Source organism: Pseudomonas putida (genome assembly GCF_026625125.1).
In the GTDB taxonomy this organism is placed as follows: domain Bacteria; phylum Pseudomonadota; class Gammaproteobacteria; order Pseudomonadales; family Pseudomonadaceae; genus Aquipseudomonas; species Aquipseudomonas putida_X.
This window is the reverse complement of the sequence record NZ_CP113097.1, coordinates 757493-779493: the sequence shown is the minus strand read 5'-3', so window position 1 is coordinate 779493 and position 22001 is coordinate 757493. Positions and strand designations below refer to the sequence as shown.

Genomic DNA, 22001 nt, shown 5'->3' with positions numbered 1-22001 from the left:
TGCTCTTTCTACAAACAACTGCAAGCGGTGAAGAAGATGGCGCTGCTCGGTCGGCGTGACGGTCGTAACTTTGGCTACGGTCGCCAACTGAGCTACGCCGGTCGGCAGGCACTGGAAGATCTGTTTGCCGGTGGCCACTTCGCCACCGTCAAAGCACACAGCGATCGCTGGCAAGCCTTCGTGCGATGGTGCCGATCGGAGGACGGCCCCGGTTACAACGATGCACGTCAGATTGATCGACAGACGCTGCTGGACTACGTCGCATACCTGCGTCAGCAGATCCAACAAGGCGAACTGTGCATCGCCACTGCGCAAAACCGCCTGAGCAGCGTTAACCGCACCCTCGCTGCGCTGCGCGGTGATCAAAACGTGAGAATCATCAGCCCGAGCCAGGCGTTGGGTCAGCAGCGATCCAACGTACGTACCCGTGCGCCGGATGGCCAAGAGCACGAACAAATACAGAGCGTATTTGAGGCGCTACGCAAACAAGGAAACGTCAAGGCGGCCGCTATCGTCTTGCTGGCAAGAGCAACCGGCATGCGCTTGCGCGAAGCATGCCTAGCTGACCTGTCACGATTGCATCGCGAGGCTCATAAACTGGATCGCATCAACATCCAAGATGGCACAAAAGGCGGCCGCTCGGGTGCATTAGCGCCGCGCTGGATCGCCGCCAATGATCAGGTAATAACAGCGCTAATGGTTGCGCGCAAAGCGTCACCGGCCGGCAGTCGCAATCTACTGGAGCATGGCGAGACTTATGCTGCGTTTCTACGGCACCGCGTGTTCCCTGCACGCAAGCTCCTACATGAGTATGGACTAAAGGGTTTCCACGAATTGCGTGCGGCTTACGCTTGCGAACGCTATGAGCAGCTCACGGGCTACGCTGCACCGGTCAATGGTGGCCACGGTTATCGTATGAATCGCGAGCTTGACCGGCAAGCTCGTCGCCAGATCAGTCTGGAACTCGGGCATAACCGAATCGATGTGGTGTCCGCTTACATTGGGGGCAGAGCATGACTACGCCATGCGATATGGCGCTTTTCATCAACGGAGTACTGACGGGCTCAAAAATCACGCGGAAACGACACCTCAGGCAAGCCCGAATCATCCAAGCAGCCATCCAGGAGCGCTGGCAGCTAGACAATCCTTGGACCTGGAAACAGAAGCATCTGCGCTGGTTTCGGGTCCACTACCTAAAGGAACACTCGAGCGCTACCCGATACTATTACCAGCTCACTGTCCGGCTCATTTGGAAACGTCTGAGGGAAACCGAGGGCGTTTGATGCATCGGACGCCTAACCTTGATCTCAGCACCCTGGCGCACCTCATCCCACCGATTGAAAAATGATGAAGCTGTCCAGAACCCCGCATCCACGGGTATGGTAGTCACCCGAGGTCGGCACTTGAAGACACGTCGGCTTGCCTTGCAGGTAACCAATGGTGTCAAATCACCGGCTGCCGTGAGGGCAAGCGTTTGCGTTTTTTTGAGGACAAGGCGAGCACCATGCCGACATTGCACTGGGTGGGTAAAGATCAGGTCCGAAACCATCATCGGGATGTACCCTACCGAGCTCTACAAGCACATTATACTTTTCAACCAAAAACTTCATCCGTACAGAACACCCTGAACAACAAAATTATTCAGGGTGACAATCTTGAAGCACTTAAGAGTTTGCTTCCGGAATTTGAAGGGAAAGTTAAATGCATTTACATCGACCCACCCTATAACACAGGAAACGAAGGGTGGGTTTATAACGACAATGTAAACGACCCTCGAATCAAAAAGTGGCTAGGGAAGGTAGTTGGAAAACAAAACGAGGACATGAGCCGCCAAGACAAATGGCTGTGCATGATTTACCCTCGTCTTAAACTGCTACACCGCCTACTTTCAGATGACGGCTCCATATGGATCTCGATTGACGACAACGCGGTCGGCATATTACGACCAGTTCTTGACGAAATATTTGGCGCAAGCAATTTTGTCACATGCGTTATATGGGAAAAAGCTGACTCCCCTAGAAACTCTGCCAGTCAGTTCTCAACTGACCATGATTACATTTTAGTATACTCAAAACGTCCTAACTGGGTACCGGCCCGGCTTGCAAGGACTGCTGAGTCTGATTCCATATATGACAATCCGGACAACGACCCAAATGGTTCGTGGATTCCTGGAGATCCATTTGCTAATAAGCCGTACTCGAAAGGGCTCTACACTGTCTCGGGTCCTACGGGTAGAGAGTTCTCACCTCCACCTGGCAGATTCTGGCGTATTTCGGAAGAGAGACTTCATGAGCTAGACTCTGAAGGACGTGTATGGTGGGGACCTACGGGAGATGCACGCCCAAGCATTAAGCGTTATCTAAATGAGGTTGGAAATTTAGTGCCACGAACCCTTTGGAAAAAGGATGTGGGTAGTAATCGTAGCTCAAAAAATGAGATGCGTGCTATTTTCGCCGGCGACTCGTCTTTTGACACCCCAAAACCTAGTACTTTGATCGACCGTATTCTAGATATTGCAGCAGATCATGACTCCATAATACTTGACTCATTTGCAGGATCAGGGACCACTGGACACGCCGTCTTAAAAGCCAACCTTAAAGATGAAGGTTCAAGGCGATTCATCTTAATTGAAATGATGGATTATGCAGACTCTCTGACAGCAGAGCGTATTAAGCGAGTGATACAGGGATATGGGGCAGATAGCAAAGCAACTCCAGGCTTAGGAGGGGCTTTCACTTACTACTCACTAGGCGAACCGCTTTTTGGCGAATATGGAAATTTGAATCCTAAGATTGGCTTGCCCGCTATTCGAGAATATGTAGCTTGGCAAGAGGGGATATCAATCACAACTTCCAACTCAAATACTACTCCTCACCGGTATTGGTTAGGCGAAGCTAATGGCTTAAAAGTATTTTTTGCCTATGAGGAACAAACCGCAACAACGCTTGATCTTGAGCTTCTGGCGGAGTTAGTAAGAGAAATAGGACCCGTTTTGATATATGCGGACCAACTTGCACTAGGCGAAGAATTTATGCGACGCCACGGCATCGCATTCAAGAAAATACCACGCGACATTACTAGGCTCTGAGGAATCAACCGTGCAATTAAACAGCTACCAGAGCCAAGTGATCGAAGATTTAGAGGTTTTTCTCCGCCGCTGGACCGCGTGTGATGATGCTCAACTTGCATATCGAGCGCATTGGGACGCTCAAGGCGCTACCCGAATGCAAGGCTATCAAAGCCCTACACACAGAGCCCCACAAGTCTGTGCGAAGGTTCCCACCGCTGGAGGGAAGACATTTATTGGGCTGCACGCGGTATCTAGCATTTTCAAGGCATTACAGAAGCGCCAAGGTGATGCACGTTTATGCTTATGGCTAGTGCCATCGCTGTCAATCTTACAGCAGGTTCTCAATGCTCTGCGTAATCCAAATCACCCTTATAGACAAAGTCTCAACCGCCTATTTGAAGGTCGCGTTAGCATTATGGACAAGCGCGACCTTTTGTCGGGACAACTTTCTCGAGCGGAAGTTGAAGATGGATTGGTTTTGGCAGTCCTCACTTATGACAGCTTAAAAGCCAAAAACAAAGACGATAGAAAGCTCTATCAAGAAAACTCCGCCCTGGATGATTTATCTTCTACTGCCGTAGCTGTCAGTGACGGCGTAGACCCTTTTTCATTAGTTGCATCCATGGCTGGATTAGAGCCTGTGGTGATAGTTGACGAAAGTCACAACGTCACCAGCAGCCTATCTCAAGATATGCTTCGCAACTTGAATCCCAGCTTTGTTTTTGAACTTACCGCAACTCCGCGTGCAGGTGCCAACATTATTAGCTTCGTCGATGCGCTGGTTATGCGGAATCAGCACATGGTGAAGCTTCCAGTTATTGTCAGAAACCTGCCAAACAGAAGCTCGGTAATCGCCCACACAATTGATCTCAGAGCGCGACTCGAAGCAGAGGCACAGGCAGAAGAAAAGCTTGGCGGAGCCTATATTCGCCCAATAGCCCTAATCCAAGCCGAGAGCAAAGCCAAAGCTGACGCGCAAACTTTTGAAAAAGTAAAATCCGAACTTATAGAGCACGGAATCCCAGAAGACTGGATCAAAATCAAGACCGCCGAAAAAGATGAGCTAAGCGGTATAGATCTAGACTCTCAATCATGCCCTGTAAGATTTGTAATTACAGTTAATGCACTTAAAGAAGGGTGGGACTGCCCCTTTGCCTACATATTGGCAACCTTAGCAGATAGATCATCACCTGTAGACGTAGAACAGATCCTCGGCCGAATTCTAAGACAGCCGTATGTACGAGCTCATGGTCATGAACCCTTGAACATGAGTTATGTATTAACTGCATCAGGCGTATTTAGTCAGACACTCGAAAAAATTGTGGCAGGGCTTAATCGCGCAGGATTCAGCCGAGCCGACTTCAGAACACCTGATCCAATTCAAGACGAAGCCCGAGCAGAGTCTAAATATCCAGCTAAGGCCCCAACATCAAACTGGGAAATTAACGAGCCGTCCCTGCTCTCGCATAAAAGCAATACCTCAAATCAACTCGATCTCGCGACTTCTAACAGCGCCACTACAAATAAAGAGCCTGATTTCTTATTATCGACTTTAAGCGCCGCAGAAGAAGCAAACAAAGAACTGCAAGCTGCGACTCCAGCAGATCTTAACGACTATATCCCTGGAGAGGTAAGAAGTGTAATGGACTTATACTCAATCCGACCTGAGTTCATTGACGAAGTTAGTGATTTGAGACTTCCACAGTTCTTCAGAAAAGCTCCTCCTGGATTAATTTTTGCAGATGAATCAGGTGACATATTACTAGAAAAATCTCAACTGGTAGACCAGGAATTTAGACTCGCAGATTGCGACATCAATGATTTCACTGTAGCGCCTGTCAGCGGCGACCTCGTTAAAATCGATCTTTTAAGAATTGGGGAGTCTCAAGGCGATTACGAGCCTACCCGTGTACGCCTGAAAGAACATGAAGTCCGCAAACTTAAAGATTATCTCTCTAGCCTGGATGCCGAGGCAAAAAGACGACAGTTGACAGGTTTGGTTGGAAGCTGGCTTGGGAAAATGCCGCCCCTAGCTGAATCCGATCTGCAATCTTACATCAAAAAGATCCTGGCCAGACTCAGCGCTGGGCAACTCGATGAAATACTCGAGCAACAACATTCCTATGTTGAAGCCATAAAACAGCGAGTCCGTCGAGAGATTTTAAATTTCTCGCGCCGAAAATTTAAACACTTAATTAGCCTTAATAAGCTAGACACAAAACCTTTCTATAAATTCCCTCTTGAGATTTCTCCGCGCCAGACAGCATCAGTTGCAGCATCCAACTCCCTATATGTGCGCGAAGAAAGAGGAAATGGACTTGAAGAAAGGATGTCTGACTACCTTGCCGACGCCAACAATGTTAGATGGTGGCATCGGAATTCTAGCGGCCGAGGCTTTGTAATAAATGGCCCGATAAACCACTACCCCGATTTTATAGTGCGACTTCACTCAGGCCTCACTATCATCATAGAAACAAAAGGAAGCGATAGAGACAACTCTGACTCTGAAGCTAAAATTGAGCTTGGCCAGCTCTGGGAAAAATGCTCAGGCCGCGAATACCGCTACATGATGGTTTTTGAACATAGTCCCCTTCCAGGGGCATACTCATGGGCTGAAGCGTGCGAGCTAATTAAAAATCTTTAACTAGTAAAATTGCACCTAGCTAGGTAGGGGCGACGCCAACCAAAAATTTGGCGGCGCTCCATTAGCTCAACTTTCAGTATTTTGTAATTTTATCACCTATATAGAGCACATGAAGCGGAGTATCAGCCGCTACAGGCCATGTGAAGTGTATACGCATTTGAGGCGTTTGAACTTTTCCATGATATGGTGCTGATATTTTTTCCCTAGGATTTTCAGGATCTGTAAACTTTAACTCTTGTTCGAAGTCCCGCTTTTCTCTGTCACTCGAATCGGAAAACCATGCTCGTGCGCCAGTAAAATAAGTCTGATAAAGCTCATCGCCTTCGCGCGTTCTTCCACTACCTGTAATGTGAGTAGCTTTGAATCTTTGAAGCACGCTCAATAGATCAATAATACTTTTAGCCGCCGCTGACACGAAGGGAGTGCCAGACAATGGACTAAATGTATTATCAGAGAAGATTAAATTTTCAAATTTTGCTGGGCAAACTCTGGCAAGCTCTGCCCAGGATTGTAATGGCTTCTCAGCCTTCTGCAGCTCTAATTCGAGCGTCGCAGCACCAAGGTGGTTGACCAAGCTGCCGACCTGAGCGGGCTGCTCATTTCGATGCCAGGTCACCTCTATCAGTGGAGACAGCCAGGATGATGGTGTCATACTCGCGAGCTGTGCAGCCTGGCTTAAAAAACTCAAATATGCACATTCACCGATAGCGGTATCCGTCACCACCTCATTAGAGCACTCTAAGTACTCTTCAGGGGAATGCCGACGGCCATCCTCCCAAAATGGGCCAGCCTTACTAAACCACCCAACTAAAGCGATAGCCTTACTTCTATTAATAGCACTCATGGCCTGAGGAAGATTTAACTGATCAGTCACTCTGGAATGCATTAAGCCCCTGTGACAGTAAATCTCTCGACCATACTTTTTTGCCAGCCCTCGCATTGCCATGATTACATCTAAAGAGCTCTCAAAACTACCTACATCCTGAAACTGACCATGCAGCGAGCAATCATTGAAAAAGAGCTCCATCTCACTCCCCCCACCCCGCGAAGTGGTTCATATCCTTATCGAACTGATCGAAAAAACCCTCTGGCCAAAAATCAATATTTCCAGAAGCGTCCAGTTGTGGTGAAACTACTTGATCCATATCAGGCGTAGATGGGCGGAAGAAATGCAAAGCAACCTGAGATGGAGTCAATACTTTGCTCCGAACCGCTCGCCTAATTCCATTCAGCACATGATCACTATGGGTTTCCAGGACAATCTGTGTTCCTGAGCTCGCAATCATTGCCAAAAATCCCCCCATCAGCGCCTGTCCAGCCGGATGCAAGTGAACCTCAGGGTTTTCAATCAGGATCAAGTCATTTTCATTAGCTGACAATGTAGCGACCAATATTGGCAACACCTGTGTAAGACCGAACCCGACATTAACAGGTCTATGGTAATCAGTTTCATCAGAAGTCCTTATCCCTAATGAAACCGCATTCATCCGTGCAATTGGTGTGATTTCAACACCACAACCTGGAAAAAACTTTTGCATCCACGCTTCGACTTGCCTCATCAATGTCGGAGGCGTTCCAGCTACACATAAATTACTATGAACGGTTTTTTCTGCCAGGCGGTACAAGCAACTGACAGCGTGCTCACCTTTAGGACCAACAGTTTGAATGGTACGTCTGTCCTCAAGAGCGTAGAAATCCCGAGGTCCAATTCGCTCAGCAGTTATATATGTGAGCGTTTCAAGGGTAGTGCAAATTTTTTGATTTTCTCTGCCTTCCATCGGCAAAAGCTTGTTCAAGCTCACGTCACTACTAATAGGCTCTCCTGGAAAACAGTTAACCTGCATTGACATTTCGGCTCTCTCGCCGTTAAACCCCCAACAATAGGTAGACTCATCATCTGTCAAGTTGAGACTAAAATCATTCCGACCATGAATTTTATTAACAACGTCCTGAACTGTACCCAGACTCAAAATCTCTCCGTTAAGAACCAGGCGCTTACTCCACTCATTTTCGCGAATAGTTTGATGAAGTACTACCAAAGCTTGCAAGAATGACGATTTTCCGGATGCATTCGATCCAGCTAAGAGCGTCAAATCAGCAAGTGGCATTTTAAGATGCTGAAAACACTTAAAATTTCGCAACTCTACCTTACTGATCACCGAGAACCTCCTCCAGCATCTCTCTAGTCAACTCAAATCTTGAGCTTACGCGTGCAACTTGGTTCGTACCTAACGAAATTGCCTCTCTGAATTTCGGATTCTCCATCAGTGTGTAGAAACCGTCATGAAGTTCCTCGGCGTGTGCTTCCACTATTGATTCAGGATAACGACTCAAACCTGTAGACATGACGTCCCATAGAGATGCGTTAATTACGCTCCTAGTATCATAGGGTGAAGAATGTTTACGAAAAGCATGCTTAGCAAAAATCAAGAAATTGTTACGCATACTAGCTCTAAAACGTGCTGAAAGCTGCTCCAACTCACTCTCAGACATCTCATTCATGCGTTCCAGTGCTTTAGCAAGAAAATCATCCATATCACCTTTGTAGCGAGACGTATCGAGAAGCTCAAATGCACAAAACCTATTAATTAGCTCTCGATCGCGCATCGTCTTCTTATTTAAACTGCCGCCAGTAGATTTTAAAAAGCTACTATTTTTACTTTCTTCCTTCAAGAAGCGCGTAGCTTTTCCAGAATACAGACAGTTGCGCATTTGCTGTCTAGTAAGAGGTACGCCACCGTTTACTCGTTCAAAAATATCTAACAATGCTTGCGCGGGAACCTTGGCATCGATCACATACAAAACCAAGTTACAGTCTTCTACCCTATTCTGCAGCTTCGGTGAAAGATCCTGAAAGTACTTGTTATGCAGCTCACTTTGGTGAGGAAGTTTAAGCTTCAGCTCATTATTGACAAAACGTTGGAATGTCGACAACCTCTGAAGACCATCTACAACTATCATTTTACCCTTGCTATTTTCCGCTAAATAGAAAACCGGCAAAGGAATCCGCATCATAACAGACTCTATTAATTTACACTGCTTATCTTCAGCCCAGATAAAATCTCGCTGAAAATCAGGATCCATCACGAAACTTCCCTTTTCGATACGACGTAGTACGTCATGGACGGTCCTATTTTCGTTTCGAATAAGTACGGTATCAATTGGATAATCGCCGAAGGAAATATCCTCATCTCTGTCTAATCCCTCGATAGGCTCAACGTCAGAACCGGACATTTCTTCATTGATTTTTGTCATCACTTTCCTTATCTCGTATTATGGCCATAGTTCTATGTCTATTGGTCAGACTTAAGTCAGGCCAGTCACATTGCTACTTGCAGAGAGCGCTCCATGATTCGCTCTGGGCCTCGACATGTACAACACATCCCCCCATGGTAGTGGAGAGCAAAGCGTCAGGCCATGCCTTACCATCGTTCTTGCGCAATCCTGCCTGCCATTGTACGACGTTGGCGGTATCGATGTATGGGGATTGACCTACCAAACCTGTGCGTCAGACCCCGAGCCTTGGGGCGCGCGCGATCAAGGCGCCATCAGTAATCCTTCCCAGGAGCGATGCCTGCCCTGATCGCTCGCATTTGAGGACCTGTCGGCACATCATCCAGCTCCCTAGCGTAAGCAAGGGTGGAGGTTAGCAGTCTGACATAGCCGTCAGAGATAGGGCGATTTCAAGCCGGAGAGGCAATTTCGCATTCTTACATAACAAGTCTAAGTCTGGATCTTATGGCTAGCAGTATTCCAGGTGGTATTCCTAGATGTCTTCGATAAAGTTTCTTTTTCATTAAAAACAATATGTTACTAAGTTTATTCAGCTTCCCCCGGCCCAATAAAGGATTATGTGAGGACGCTGACGGAAGTCTTGTTGAGTGTCTGCTTTCCATGCTTGTGTTCGAGCCTCAGCATTTGCCTGCGTTCCCAACCCAACCCCAACTATCCTAACCATCCAAGCCCCCCGCCCTCCCCCCAGGAGAACCAACCGTGCCCAACGCAGGAAGCGCCCCCCATCACCCCGGCGCAGTAATCTGGCTAACCGGCCTCTCCGGCGCAGGCAAATCCTCCCTGGCAAACGCCCTAGCCCTGCGCCTAAACCAGTTAGGCCACCCCTGCTACGTTCTCGACGGCGACGCCCTGCGCCACGGCCTAAACGCCGACCTTGGCTTCTCCCCCGCTGACCGCCATGAAAACAACCGCCGTACCGCCGAGGTCGCAGCACTATTCGCCGATGCCGGCCTAATCTGCATCACCGCGCTCATTTCCCCTTACCGCGTCGACCGCGCAGCGGCGCGCCGGGCGTGCAAAACCGGGTTCCATGAAGTGCATGTCAAAGCAGACCTGGCCACCTGCGAAGCGCGTGACCCCAAGGGCCTGTACCGCCGGGCACGGGCTGGCGAGCTCAAGGGGTTCACAGGCATCGATGCCCCCTATGAAGCACCGCAGCACCCCGAGCTGGTCGTGGATACCGCTGGCACCACGCTGCAAAGGGCGCAGGACCTGCTGCTGGGTTATGTCCTTGAGCAGGTCCTGGCCCCCCAAGGGCTCACGACCCCGGCGTGATCTCGCCTCGCTGCCAGCGGGCTTCGCTGTTGCCCAGGGCCTGGGCGATGTCGGACAGTTTGTCGGACGGCAGGGTTGCCGGCAGCGGGTCAAGGCCGGCGCTGGCGAACAGCTGGCCGTAGCTGTTGCGCAGCTCGGCGTAGGCCAGGTCGCGGCGCAGGTCTGCCTGTAGGGCGTTGAGCTCACCCTGGATCAGTTCCAGCTCGCCAATGCCTTGGGCCTGATGGCGGTTGCGCAGCTGTTCGACGATCTGTTGATCGAGGGCGACCATCTGTTGGCTGGTGGCGAACTGGCGACGTGCTTCGCTGTAGTTGGCGTTGGCCACGTACAGCTGGGCCAGGATGGCCATCGACATGGCTTGGCGGCGTGCCTCGACCACCTGCTCACCTGCCTTGGCCACATCGATCGAAGCCGGGCCGGACAACACGTTGAACAGGTTCCAGGTGACCTTCACGCCGTAGTCGGCCCAGTGCTGGTTGGTCAGGAAGCTGTTGCTGTCGTAATGGCCGCCAGCGGAGAACTCCAGGCCCGGCAACATGCGCAGCATCGACTTGCGCACCTCGGCGGCGCTGATGCGTGCCTGGTAGTCCTGCTCGCGCAGTTCCGGGCGTGAGGCCAGGGCCTGCTGCTCAAGGCTGTCCAGCCCGACCTTGAGTTCGGGCACGCTGTAGTCGTCGCTGGCGGCCAAGGTCAGGTCGGTGCCAGGCGGCAGGTTGATCAGCGCGCCGAGCTCGGTCTTGGCCAGCGACAGGGCGCGGCGTTGTTCCTCCAGCTGGCGGGTGGCTTCGATCAGCGAGCGCTGGTAGTTGAGCGCCTGGATCTGGTCGCCGATGCGCTGTTCGCCCATGCGCTGGCTGTTGTCACGCGCTTGGTCCACCCGCACCATCAAGGCGTCGATCTGCTTGAGCAGGCGCTCGGCAGCCACCGCCCGCCAGTAGGCCGAGCGCACGTCCTGAATGATGGTCTGCACCACCTTGCGCCGGCGCTCCTGCACGATCAGGCGCTGGTCGCCCTGCTGTTTGGCGCTGACATAGCTGACACCGAAGTCCAGCACGTTCCACACCATGGTCAGGTCCGCCACGTCGCGGTCGCGGTCCTGGGAGGTGGAGGGTTCCAGCGACTGGGTGTTGGTCAGCACGCTGCGGCTGCTGGCGGCGCTGGTATTGCTGCGCCCGGCATAGCCTGCCGACATCGCCATGCGTGGCAGCATGTCGAAGGTGGCCAGGTCCACCTGGCGCTGGGCCAGGGCTTCTTCCATCACCTTCAGCCGTGCTTCCAGGTTGTACTTGACCGCGCGGGCCATTGCCTGGTGCAGGGTCAGCGGACCTTGCAGTGCCTCCTGGCCCTTGAACATGCTGGCCAGGTCGTCACGCGCGCGCTGTTCGCTGACGCTGCGCTCGATCGGCTGGGTCTTCACGGCACAACCTGTCACCGCCAGTGCCAACATGCTGATCGCAAATATCCTTGATGCCTTGCTCATCCCCACCGCCCCCTGGTACTGCTTTTTGATATCCATTGTGTTGTTATCCGCCATGGCTCTGGCTCACGCCTCGGGCATGGGTGCCTTGATCTGTCCGAGCGCCAGCGCCAGCTCCCTGACCTGGCGCTGCTCGCCCTCCTTGAAAGCTTGCAACTGCTGCCCCAGCGTCGGCGCACCGGCCTGGCCCTCGCCGCCCTGGCGCCAAGGGTTGCCGCCACTGAGCTCATACTGGCCGCCGTCGTCCGGCAGCGTCTTGTCGAAAATATTGGCCAGGCTGCTGGCGCCGAACACGCTGGCATCTCCACCGCCAAAGCCGAGGAAACCGCTGCCGCTGCCGTTGCCGATGGCGGAGCCGCCCTGCTGCCCTGCAAACACCTGGGCAAGGTAGCTGGGCGCCAGGGCACCCTCGTGGATAAAGATGCTGCCCAGCGGCGGCAGCCCACCGCCAACACTCGGCACTTCGAACAACGGTACTGGCAGCAGAGGTGACTGGAACGCCGAGAACGCTGACGCAGCTGTGCCGGGCAGGGGTAGTGGCTGGCCGGCCAGGCTTGGCGGCGTGGTCGGGTAGGCCAGGAACTGCGTGTCAGCGCCCGTGCCCTGCAGCGCACTGCCCTGGCCGACGAAACCGCCCTCCAGCCCGTTGCCAGCCATGTCACTGATACCCGTGCCGCTGTTGTTCAAGGCCAAGGCCAGGCTGCCGCTGCCGGCAACCCCCACGGCATTCACCTGCCAGGTGCGGCTGTCGATCTGCACCAGTGATTGCAGGGTGCCGCTGGCGCTGCCGCTCGCCACCAATTGGAAGTCGCTCAAATCGACGCCGCGAACCGCTTCACTGAAGGTCACGATAAAGCCCTGGCTACCGCTGCCATTGACAGGCATCGGCACGATCGACTCGACGCTCGGCAAGCGGGTATCGACGATGACGCCCGTGCTGTCGCCAACCGCCCCCAGCCCTGGCTGCAAGGCATTGCCGGCAGCGTCGTGCAAGGTCGCGCCATTGGCGGCCAGCCCCACAACCTGGATGCCGTCGGCATCGTTGTCGCCAGCCTGGATGCGGTACTGGAACACCAGCGTCGGCGTGCCGGAGCCAGCGACGAAATCGGCATACACCGTACGCCCGCCCACATCCAGTGCCAGCTGCGGTGCGCCGTCGACAATCACCGCTTCGCTGGTATCCACCACGAAGGTCAGGGTATCGCCGATGTTGTAATGCACGCCCACCGGCACGCTGACGCTCCTCACCGTGGGGGCGTCATGGTCGACGGTGTACACCGCGCCGGTCAGGCCGCCCGTGAGCACGTTGCCGGCCACATCGCTGATGGCGGTGCCAGATGCCTTCAAGTTCAAGCCCAGGGTACCGCTGCCGCTGACACCGCTGGCGGTGATCTCGTACACGCCATCGCTTATCTGCCGCAGGCCGCTGAGCGTCGCGCTGGCGGTACCGCTGGCGACCAGGCTGAAGTCGGCCAGGTCAACGCCGTTGACGCGTTCGCTGAAGGTGACGGTGAAGCGAACGCTCTGGGCGTTGCTCGGGGATGGGTCGAGGGTGACGATGCCGACGGCTGCAGGTGCCAGTGTATCGACCAGCACCGTGCTCGTGTCGGCGATGCCATTCAAGGCCAGGTTCATGGCATTACCCTGGGCATCGCTCAGGGTGGCGCCGTTGGCCGACAGGCCGGTCACGCGGATGCCATCGCTGTCATTGTCGCCGGCCTGGACGATGTACTGGAACACCAGGGTCGGCGTGTCAGCACCGGCTATCAATTCGGCGAACACCGTGCGCCCGCCGACTTCCAGGGCCAGGCGTGGCGAACCGGCCACCTGCACGGCTTCACTGGCATTGACCACGAACACCAGCGCGTCGCCGGCGTTGTAGGCAACGCCGGCCGGCCCACCGACACTGGTCACGCTGGGGACGCGGGTGTCGATGGCGTAGTTGTTGGAAATGCTGCTGCCCACACCGGCGTTGCCAGAGGCCGTGGCAACTACCCCGCTGTTGTCCAGAGACACGAGGTTGCTGGTGTCTTCGACATTGCTGGTCGGTGTCAGGGTCGCGGTCCAGGTGATGCCCCCGTCCTGGCTGCTCAGGTTGCTCAGCACGCCATTGGCCGCACTCATGTCAGCCAAGGTAAACCCGCTGACCGCTTCGCTGAACGTGATGGTCACCAGGCTGGACTCGCCCGCCCGCAACGCGTTGTCGGCCACCACGATGGTGGCGGTGGGCACAATGGTGTCGACCGCGTAGTTGCCCGAGGACGTGGTGCCGCTGCCAAGGTTGCCGGCCAGGTCGGCGATGCCCGTGTTGGCCAGGGTGATGACATTGGTGGCGTCCCGCACGCCCACGGCCGGGGTGAAGGTGGCTGTCCAGGTGATGCCGCCGTCGGTACTGGAAACCGCGCTCAAGGTCCCATTGGCAACCGTCAGGTCGGCATTGGTGAAGCCCGTCACCGCTTCGCTGAAGGTGATGGTCACCTGGCTGGTTTCGCCCAGGGTCAGGTTGCTGTCGGCGACCACGATGGTGGCGGTCGGGCGCAGGCTGTCGATGGCGTAATTGTTCGAGTCGGTGCTGCCGGACCCTGCGTTGCCCGCCAGGTCCGCTACGCCGGTGTTGTCCAGGGTGATCAGGTTGCTGGTGTCGCTGATGCCGGCTGAGGGTGTCAATGTCGCCGTCCAGGTCAGGCCACCGTCGCTGCTGGCGAGCCCGCTGAGGGTACCGTTGGCCACGCTCAGGTCGGCCAGGCTGAAGCCGACCACCGGCTCGCTGAAGGTGATGGTCACCAGCGATGTCTCGCCAATCGCCAGTTGGCTTTCGGCCACCACGATGGTTGCGATCGGGCGCTGGGTGTCGATGGCGTAGTTGTTCGAATCGGTAGTGCCGACACCGGCGTTGCCGCTCTGGCCGACCACCCCGGTGTTGTCCAGGCTGATCAGGTTGCTGGTATCAGTGACATTGCTGGTGGGCGTGAAGGTGGCAGTCCAGGTGATGCCGCCATCGCTGCTGCTCACCGCACTCAGGGTACCGTTGGCCACGGTCAGGTCGGCATTGTTGAAGCCGCTCACCGCCTCGCTGAAGGTGATGGTCACCAGGCTGGTTTCGCCAATGCTCAAGGCAGTGTTGGCCACCACGATGGTGGCGGTAGGGACGATGGTGTCGACCGAGTAGTTGCTCGAAGAAGTGGTGCCGGTGCCAAGGTTGCCGGCCAGGTCGGCGATGCCCGTGTTGGCCAGGGTGATGACATTGGTGGCGTCCCGCACGCCCACGGCTGGTGTGAAGGTGGCTGTCCAGGTGATGCCGCCGTCGGCACTGGAAACCGCGCTCAAGGTGCCATTGGCAACCGTCAGGTCGGCATTGGTGAAGCCCGTCACCGCTTCGCTGAAGGTGATGGTCACCTGGCTGGTTTCGCCCAGGGTCAGGTTGCTGTCGGCGACCACGATGGTGGCGGTCGGGCGCAGGCTGTCGATGGCGTAATTGTTCGAATCGGTGGTGCCGGTGCCTGCGTTGCCCGCCAGGTCCGCCACGCCGGTGTTGTCCAGGGTGATCAGGTTGCTGGTGTCGCTGATGCCGGCTGAGGGTGTCAAGGTCGCCGTCCAGGTCAGGCCACCGTCGCTGCTGGCGAGCCCGCTGAGGGTACCGTTGGCCACGCTCAGGTCGGCCAGGCTGAAGCCGACCACCGGCTCGCTGAAGGTGATGGTCACCAGCGACGTCTCGCCCATCGCCAGTTGGGTGTCGGCCACCACGATGGTTGCGGTCGGGCGCTGGGTGTCGATGGCGTAGTTGTTCGAATCGGTAGTGCCGACACCGGCGTTGCCGCTCTGGCCGGCCACGCCGGTATTGTCCAGGCTGATCAGGTTGCTGGTGTCGGTGACATTGCTGGCGGGGGTGAAGGTGGCGGTCCAGGTGATGCCGCCATCGCTGCTGCTCACCGCACTCAGGGTACCGTTGGCCACGGTCAGGTCGGCATTGCTGAAGCCGCTCACCGCCTCGCTGAAGGTGATCGTCACCAGGCTGGTTTCGCCAATGCTCAAGGCAGTGTCGGCCACCACGATGGTGGCGGTAGGGACGATGGTGTCGACCGAGTAGTTGCTCGAAGAAGTGGTGCCGCTGCCAAGGTTGCCGGCCAGGTCGGCGATGCCTGTGTTGGCCAGGGTGATGACATTGGTGGCGTCCCGCACACCCACGGCCGGGGTGAAGGTGGCTGTCCAGGTGATGCCGCCGTCGGCACTGGAAACCGCGCTCAAGGTGCCATTGGCAACCGTCAGGTCGGCATTGGTGAAGCCCGTCACCGCTTCGCTGAAGGTGATGGTCACCTGGCTGGTTTCGCCCAGGGTCAGGTTGCTGTCGGCGACCACGATGGTGGCGGTCGGGCGCAGGCTGTCGATGGCGTAATTGTTCGAGTCGGTGCTGCCGGACCCTGCGTTGCCCGCCAGGTCCGCCACGCCGGTGTTGTCCAGGGTGATCAGGTTGCTGGTGTCGCTGATGCCGGCTGAGGGTGTCAATGTCGCCGTCCAGGTCAGGCCACCGTCGCTGCTGGCGAGCCCGCTGAGGGTACCGTTGGCCACGCTCAGTTCGGCCAGGCTGAAGCCGACCACCGGCTCGCTGAAGGTGATGGTCACCAGCGACGTCTCGCCAATCGCCAGTTGGCTGTCGGCCACCACGATGGTTGCGGTCGGGCGCTGGGTGTCGATGGCGTAGTTGTTCGAATCGGTAGTGCCGACACCGGCGTTGCCGCTCTGGCCGACCACCCCGGTATTGTCCAGGCTGATCAGGTTGCTGGTATCAGTGACATTGCTGGTGGGCGTGAAGGTGGCGGTCCAGGTGATGCCGCCATCGCTGCTGCTCACCGCACTCAGGGTACCGTTGGCCACGGTCAGGTCGGCATTGCTGAAGCCGCTCACCGCCTCGCTGAAGGTGATCGTCACCAGGCTGGTTTCGCCAATGCTCAAGGCAGTGTCGGCCACCACGATGGTGGCGGTAGGGACGATGGTGTCGACCGAGTAGTTGCTCGAAGAAGTGGTGCCGCTGCCAAGGTTGCCGGCCAGGTCGGCGATGCCTGTGTTGGCCAGGGTGATGACATTGGTGGCGTCCCGCACGCCCACGGCCGGGGTGAAGGTGGCTGTCCAGGTGATGCCGCCGTCGGCACTGGCAACCGCGCTCAAGGTGCCATTGGCAACCGTCAGGTCGGCATTGGTAAAGCCCGTCACCGCTTCGCTGAAGGTGATGGTCACCTGGCTGGTTTCGCCCAGGGTCAGGTTGCTGTCGGCGACCACGATGGTGGCGGTCGGGCGCAGGCTGTCGATGGCGTAATTGTTCGAGTCGGTGCTGCCGGACCCTGCGTTGCCCGCCAGGTCCGCCACGCCGGTGTTGTCCAGGGTGATCAGGTTGCTGGCGTCGGTGACATTGCTGGTGGGCGTGAAGAGGGCGGTCCAGGTGATGCCACCGTCTGAACTGGCAACCGCGCTCAGGGTGCCGTTGCTCACCGCCAGGTCGGCATTGCTGAGGCCGACCACCGCCTCGCTGAAGGTGATGGTCACCAGCGATGTCTCGCCAATCGCCAGTTGGCTTTCGGCCACCACGACGGTTGCGGTCGGGCGCTGGGTGTCGATGGCGTAGTTGTTCGAATCGGTGGTGCCGGAGCCCGCGTTGCCACTGCTCTGGCCCACCACACCGCTGTTGTCGAGGGTGATCAGGTTGGAGGTATCGGTGACATTGCTGGCGGGCGTGAAGGTGGCGGTCCAGGTGATGCCGCCGTCGCTGCTGGAGAGCCCGCTCAGGGCGCCGTTGGCCACGGTCAGGTCAGCAGGGGTGAAGCCAGTCACCGCCTCACTGAAGGTGATGGTGACCAGGCTGGTCTCACCGATACGCAGGGCCGCATCGCTGACCACGATCGTCGCCGTGGGTTGCAGGGTGCTGACCGTGTAGTTACTCGAGTCGGTGGTGCCGCTGCCAGCATTGCCGGCCAGGTCGGTCACGCCGGTGTTGGCCAGGGTGATGACATTGGTGGCGTCCTGCACGTTGATCGACGGCGTGAAGGTGGCCGTCCAGGTGATGCCGCCGTCGCTGCTGGACAGCCCGCTCAGGGTGCCGTTCGGCGCCGACAGGTCGGCCAGGGTGAAGCCAGAGACCGCCTCGCTGAAGGTAATGGTCACCGTGGTGCTTTCACCTACGTTCAGCGCAGTGTCGGCCATCACGATGGCTGCAGTTGGGCGCTGGGTGTCGATGGCGTAGTTGTTCGAGCCGGTGCTGCCGGTGCCGGCGTTGCCAGCCGTGTCGACCACGCCCGCATTGTCCAAGGTGATCAGGTTGCTGGTGTCGGTGACATTGGCAGCGGGGGTGAAGGTGGCCGTCCAGGTGATGTTGTCGCTGGTGCTCAGGCCGCTGAGCGTGCCGTTCTGTACAGTGAAGTCGGCCAGGGACAGCCCGGTGACGGGTTCGTTGAAAGTGATGGTGACGGTGCTGGTTTCGCCAATGGCCAGGTTGCTGTCGGCGACCACGATGGCCGCGACCGGCCGCACGGTGTCGATCGCGTAATTATTGGAGTCGGTGGTGCCGCTACCGGTATTGCCGGCAGCGTCGGTCACGCCGGTGTTATCCAGGCTGATCAGGTTAGTGGCGTCGGTGACATTGCTGGTGGGCGTGAAGGTGGCGGTCCAGGTGATGCCGCCATCGCTGCTGCTCACCGCGCTCAGGGTACCGTTGGCCACGGTCAGGTCGGCATTGCTGAATCCCGTCACCGCCTCGCTGAAGGTGATGGTCACCAGGCTGGTTTCGCCAATGCTCAAGGCAGTGTCTGCAACCACGATTGTCGCTACCGGGCGTTGGGTATCGACGCTGTAGTTGTTCGAGTTGGTGGTGCCGGTGCCAGCGTTGCCAGCACTGTCAGTGACCCCGGTGTTGTTCAGGGTAATGAGGTTGGTGGCATCGGTAACGTTGCTGGTCGGCGTGAAGGTGGCGGTCCAGGTGATACCGCCATCGCTGCTGCTGAGCGTGCTCAAAGTACCGTTGGCCACGCTCAGGTCAGCATTGGTGAAGCCGCTTACCGCCTCGCTGAAGGTGATCGTCACCAGGCTGGTCTCGCCCGCGCGCAAGGCATTGTCTGCGACGACGATGGTGGCGGTAGGGCGCTGGGTATCGATGCTGTAGCTCGGCGACACGGTGGTGCCACTGCCAGCATTGCCGGCCAGGTCAGCGACGCCGGTATTGTTCAGGGTGATCGCCGCACTGGCGACCGTGATGTTGGTGCTTGGGGTGAAGGTAGCCGTCCAGGTGAGGCCACCATCACTGCTGCTCACTGCCGACAGCGTACCGCCCACCACCGTGAGGTCAGCATTGCTGAAACCCGTCACGGCTTCGCTGAAGGTGAAGGTCACGGTCGCTGTGTCGCCGACTTTCAGTGCGGTGTCACTGAGGCTGATGGAAGCGGTGGGCGGCACTGTCTCGCGGACAGTTACCTGCACCGTGGCGGTACCGGAGGTAGCGCCATCGCCGTCGCTGACGGTTAGCGAAACCGCTCGGTTGGCCTGGCCGATGCCATTGCCGGCATTGCCGTTGTCATACGTGATACTGCGCACCAGCGCCTGTACCGCCGCGGCGGTGGCATTGGCGTTGAAGGTCACCACCAGGCTGGCGCCGCCTGTGCCGCCGGCCACGGTGCCGATGGCCACGCCGCCGTAACTCACGGTATTGCCACTGAGGCTGATCTGCCCGGCGCCGTTACCCACGCTGCGGATACCCAGGGTGTCTTCGCCGGCTACGCCGTTGGCGCTGATCGAAGCGGTAAGGTTGCCACCACCAAAATCAGCCGAGTCGCTGTCGCTGACCGTGGCATTGCTACCCGCGTCGAGCAGTATCGCGCCGTTGCCTTGGGTGAATACCGCGCTGTCGCCATTGAGGTTACCGATTACCGGGGCGCTGTTCTGCGGCAGCACGGCCACCGAAGCGGTACGCGTGGTACTGCCCATGTCATCGTTGACGCTGACGGTCACGGTGCGGGTGCCCGTGGTATAGGCCGCCGCCGCGTTGCCATAGGCCACCGATGCCAGCACTGCCCGGTACTGGGCCAGGGTGGCGACACCGCTCAGGGTCAGCACGGCGCTGCCCGAGCCGCTGACAGTGATGCCGAACCCGGCAGCCGTGGCGATCTGCGCTGCGCTGAGCGACAAGGTTTCGTTGGCGCCATCGGCCACACCGCTCAGCGACAGGGAGGCCCCGCTCACCTGGGTGTCGCCGTCAGTCTGGGTGAGGGAGATGTTCGGCACGATCGCCACCGCGGTGCCGGTGAAGTTCACCGTGCTGTCGTTGCCGCCAGTATTGGTGTCCAGGTCAACCACCGGTGGTGCCGAGTACAGCACCTCGTAGGCACCGATATCCACAGCGCCCCCGCGAGGCCGCTCGAAACCGCGCAGGTCGGTGGCCGGCGCACCGCTGCTGGTGCCCTGGTCGATGGCATTGCTGGCCGTGGAGGCCAGGCGGTAATCCCCCCCGGCAGCATTGACGAAGTTGACCGTGGTGCCGATCAGGTTGGTGATGCTGGTGTAGCCGCTGCCGGTGACGGCATCGGCCGCAGCACCGTTGACGGTGTTGCCGGTGAGGATGGAGTTCTGCACCGTGATAGTGCCGCCCTGGCCATTGACCCAGCCAAGGCCCGCGGAGGTGATGCTTCCGGTACTGGTATTGAGAAATACGTTATTGGCAATGGTGCTGTTGACGATGTTGACCGAGCCACCCGCGTTGTTCAGGACGATCACTGCCCCCCCGGCGACGGTGCCGGTCGCAGCGTAGGTGCCGGTGTTGTTGTAGATCGCCACGTTTTCCAACACATGGTTGTTGGCGCCACCCAAGCGCACCAGCGATGACATCGCGGTGGCCCCGACAATACTGCCGCTGTTGTCATGAATGGTTGTGTTGCGCACCACTACCGCGGAGCCGACAGTGGTCGCCGAGTTGATCACTGCACCGGCGTTGTTCTGGAAGTTCGAATCTTCAATGGTGATCGAACCACTGTTGGCACGGATCGCGCCACCGACGAGGTTGCCCGAGAACTCACGAAAATCAAGGTTGCGCACCGTCAGCACGCCGCCGCTGTTGCTCTGCAGCCCCGACGCCTCGGTCGCATCACGCACGCCGTTGTTGTTGACGTCGCCACTGAGGATGATGTCGCCTCGGCCGTCGCCATCCACATCACCGTTGATGGTGATGTTGCTGGTGACCAGCAACGCCGAAGCGGTGGACCAGCGGATGGTCTGGCCACTCAGCGATTGATGAAACACGATGATGTCGCTGCCACTGCCAGCGGCAGAGCCGTCCACCGAGGCGTCGGTGTTGGCGGCCTGGATCGCTTCGGCCAGCGAGACCAAGCCGTTGGCCTGAACGGACGAGGCATTGGTGTCGGTTACCGTGATGGTCGCCAGCGACGTATTGAACGCCGTCAGGTCACCACGTTGCACACCAACGCCCGTAGCGACCACGCCGGAGACGGTTTCCAGTTCCCAGTCCTCGCCGGCGCGGTTGCCGGTCGAGTCGGCAGACGCGCCGACATCGGCGCCGCTCAGCCTTGCCACTTCATCGACGAACAGCTGGCCATCACTGCCCTGGCCGGTGTTGCAGGCGAAAAAGCGGATGTCGCCGCCCTCGGCCAGGCTGGCACCGATGCGCGCCAGGTCGGCCTGATGGCTGGCCAGCTGGTTGGCCCAGATGGCGTTGCCGGCCAGGTACACATAGCCGCTGTCGCCGTGGCTGATGATGTCGATGGACGTGACATCGGTACGGCCGTCGAGGTAATCAGCGATCTGCTTGAACCCGTCCTTGCCGTTCTCCAGCAACACCACCTCGACCCCGGCGGGCAGGCCGGCGATGAGCTTCTGGTAGTCACTGACGGCGGAGTCGACGAACACCACTTCGTGGCGCTCGGCGGCCAGGGTAGCCGGCGCCGTAGCGGGTGCGGCCTGCTGCGCGCTTTCATGGCTGGCGCTGTCCTGGGTGCTGGCCGTATCGCTGGCGGTGGCGGTGTCCTTGCTGGTGGCCGTGGCAGTGGCTGCCTCTGCGGCCTGGGCGCCCTGGTCGGCGACCACGGCCACCGAAGCATCGAACATCATGCGGGGTTCCAAGGCCTGAATCAGGCTCGGCCGGCTCATGGAAACGCTGGGGTTTTGGTTCTTCTTGTTTCGCTTCCAGAATGCCATGCCGACCTCATTCAGCCCTTGGGCTGGTTGATCCTGTCACTGCGCCAGGCAATGGC

At 57.3% G+C, this 22001-nt stretch carries 10 protein-coding genes; 5 read left to right on the top strand and 5 right to left on the bottom strand.

The features are described 5' to 3' along the window. Window positions 1-36 precede the first annotated feature (36 nt). The 4 genes from OSW16_RS03580 (at window position 37) to OSW16_RS03565 (ending at window position 5714) form a co-directional block, all read left to right on the top strand. Window positions 37-1017, top strand: coding sequence for an integrase domain-containing protein (locus OSW16_RS03580; protein WP_267820815.1), 981 nt, complete (start codon window positions 37-39; stop codon window positions 1015-1017). Next, entirely contained in the window at window positions 1014-1283 is a 270-nt protein-coding gene (locus tag OSW16_RS03575) for a hypothetical protein (protein WP_267820813.1), read from the top strand. The genes OSW16_RS03580 and OSW16_RS03575 overlap by 4 nt, the downstream gene beginning before the upstream one ends. A 221-nt stretch (window positions 1284-1504) precedes the next feature. Next, the gene (locus tag OSW16_RS03570; RefSeq protein WP_267820811.1) at window positions 1505-3088 is read left to right on the top strand and encodes a site-specific DNA-methyltransferase; all 1584 of its coding nucleotides are present in this window, start codon (window positions 1505-1507) and stop codon (window positions 3086-3088) included. A 10-nt stretch (window positions 3089-3098) separates the two neighbouring features. Next, the gene (locus OSW16_RS03565) at window positions 3099-5714 is read left to right on the top strand and encodes a DEAD/DEAH box helicase family protein (protein ID WP_267820810.1); all 2616 of its coding nucleotides are present in this window, start codon (window positions 3099-3101) and stop codon (window positions 5712-5714) included. A 73-nt stretch (window positions 5715-5787) separates the two neighbouring features. Here the strand turns inward: OSW16_RS03565 and OSW16_RS03560 are convergent, their stop codons facing one another. From OSW16_RS03560 to OSW16_RS03550, 3 genes are read right to left on the bottom strand one after another with little or no spacing between them, the layout of a single operon-like run. Next, the gene (locus tag OSW16_RS03560) at window positions 5788-6741 is read right to left on the bottom strand and encodes a hypothetical protein (RefSeq protein ID WP_267820808.1); all 954 of its coding nucleotides are present in this window, start codon (window positions 6739-6741) and stop codon (window positions 5788-5790) included. Between the two features lies 1 nt (window position 6742). Next, entirely contained in the window at window positions 6743-7873 is a 1131-nt protein-coding gene (locus OSW16_RS03555) for a DUF3696 domain-containing protein (RefSeq protein WP_267820807.1), read from the bottom strand. After that, window positions 7863-8969, bottom strand: a complete 1107-nt coding sequence (locus tag OSW16_RS03550; RefSeq protein WP_267820805.1) for a DUF262 domain-containing protein — start codon at window positions 8967-8969, stop codon at window positions 7863-7865. Before OSW16_RS03550 ends, OSW16_RS03555 begins: the two co-directional genes overlap by 11 nt. Window positions 8970-9707: 738 nt before the next feature. Here OSW16_RS03550 and cysC point away from each other — a divergent pair. Further along, window positions 9708-10283, top strand: a complete 576-nt coding sequence (gene cysC / locus OSW16_RS03545) for an adenylyl-sulfate kinase (protein WP_267820803.1) — start codon at window positions 9708-9710, stop codon at window positions 10281-10283. Here cysC and OSW16_RS03540 read toward each other — a convergent pair. Together OSW16_RS03540 and OSW16_RS03535 are read right to left on the bottom strand one after the other, a co-directional pair. Then, the gene (locus OSW16_RS03540; protein ID WP_241804119.1) at window positions 10267-11763 is read right to left on the bottom strand and encodes a TolC family protein; all 1497 of its coding nucleotides are present in this window, start codon (window positions 11761-11763) and stop codon (window positions 10267-10269) included. The two genes, cysC and OSW16_RS03540, sit on opposite strands and share 17 nt — an antisense overlap. 63 nt (window positions 11764-11826) lie before the next feature. After that, a complete protein-coding gene (locus OSW16_RS03535) occupies window positions 11827-21945 on the bottom strand; it encodes an Ig-like domain-containing protein (protein WP_267820801.1) in 10119 nt (3372 codons plus the stop codon). Window positions 21946-22001 lie beyond the last annotated feature (56 nt).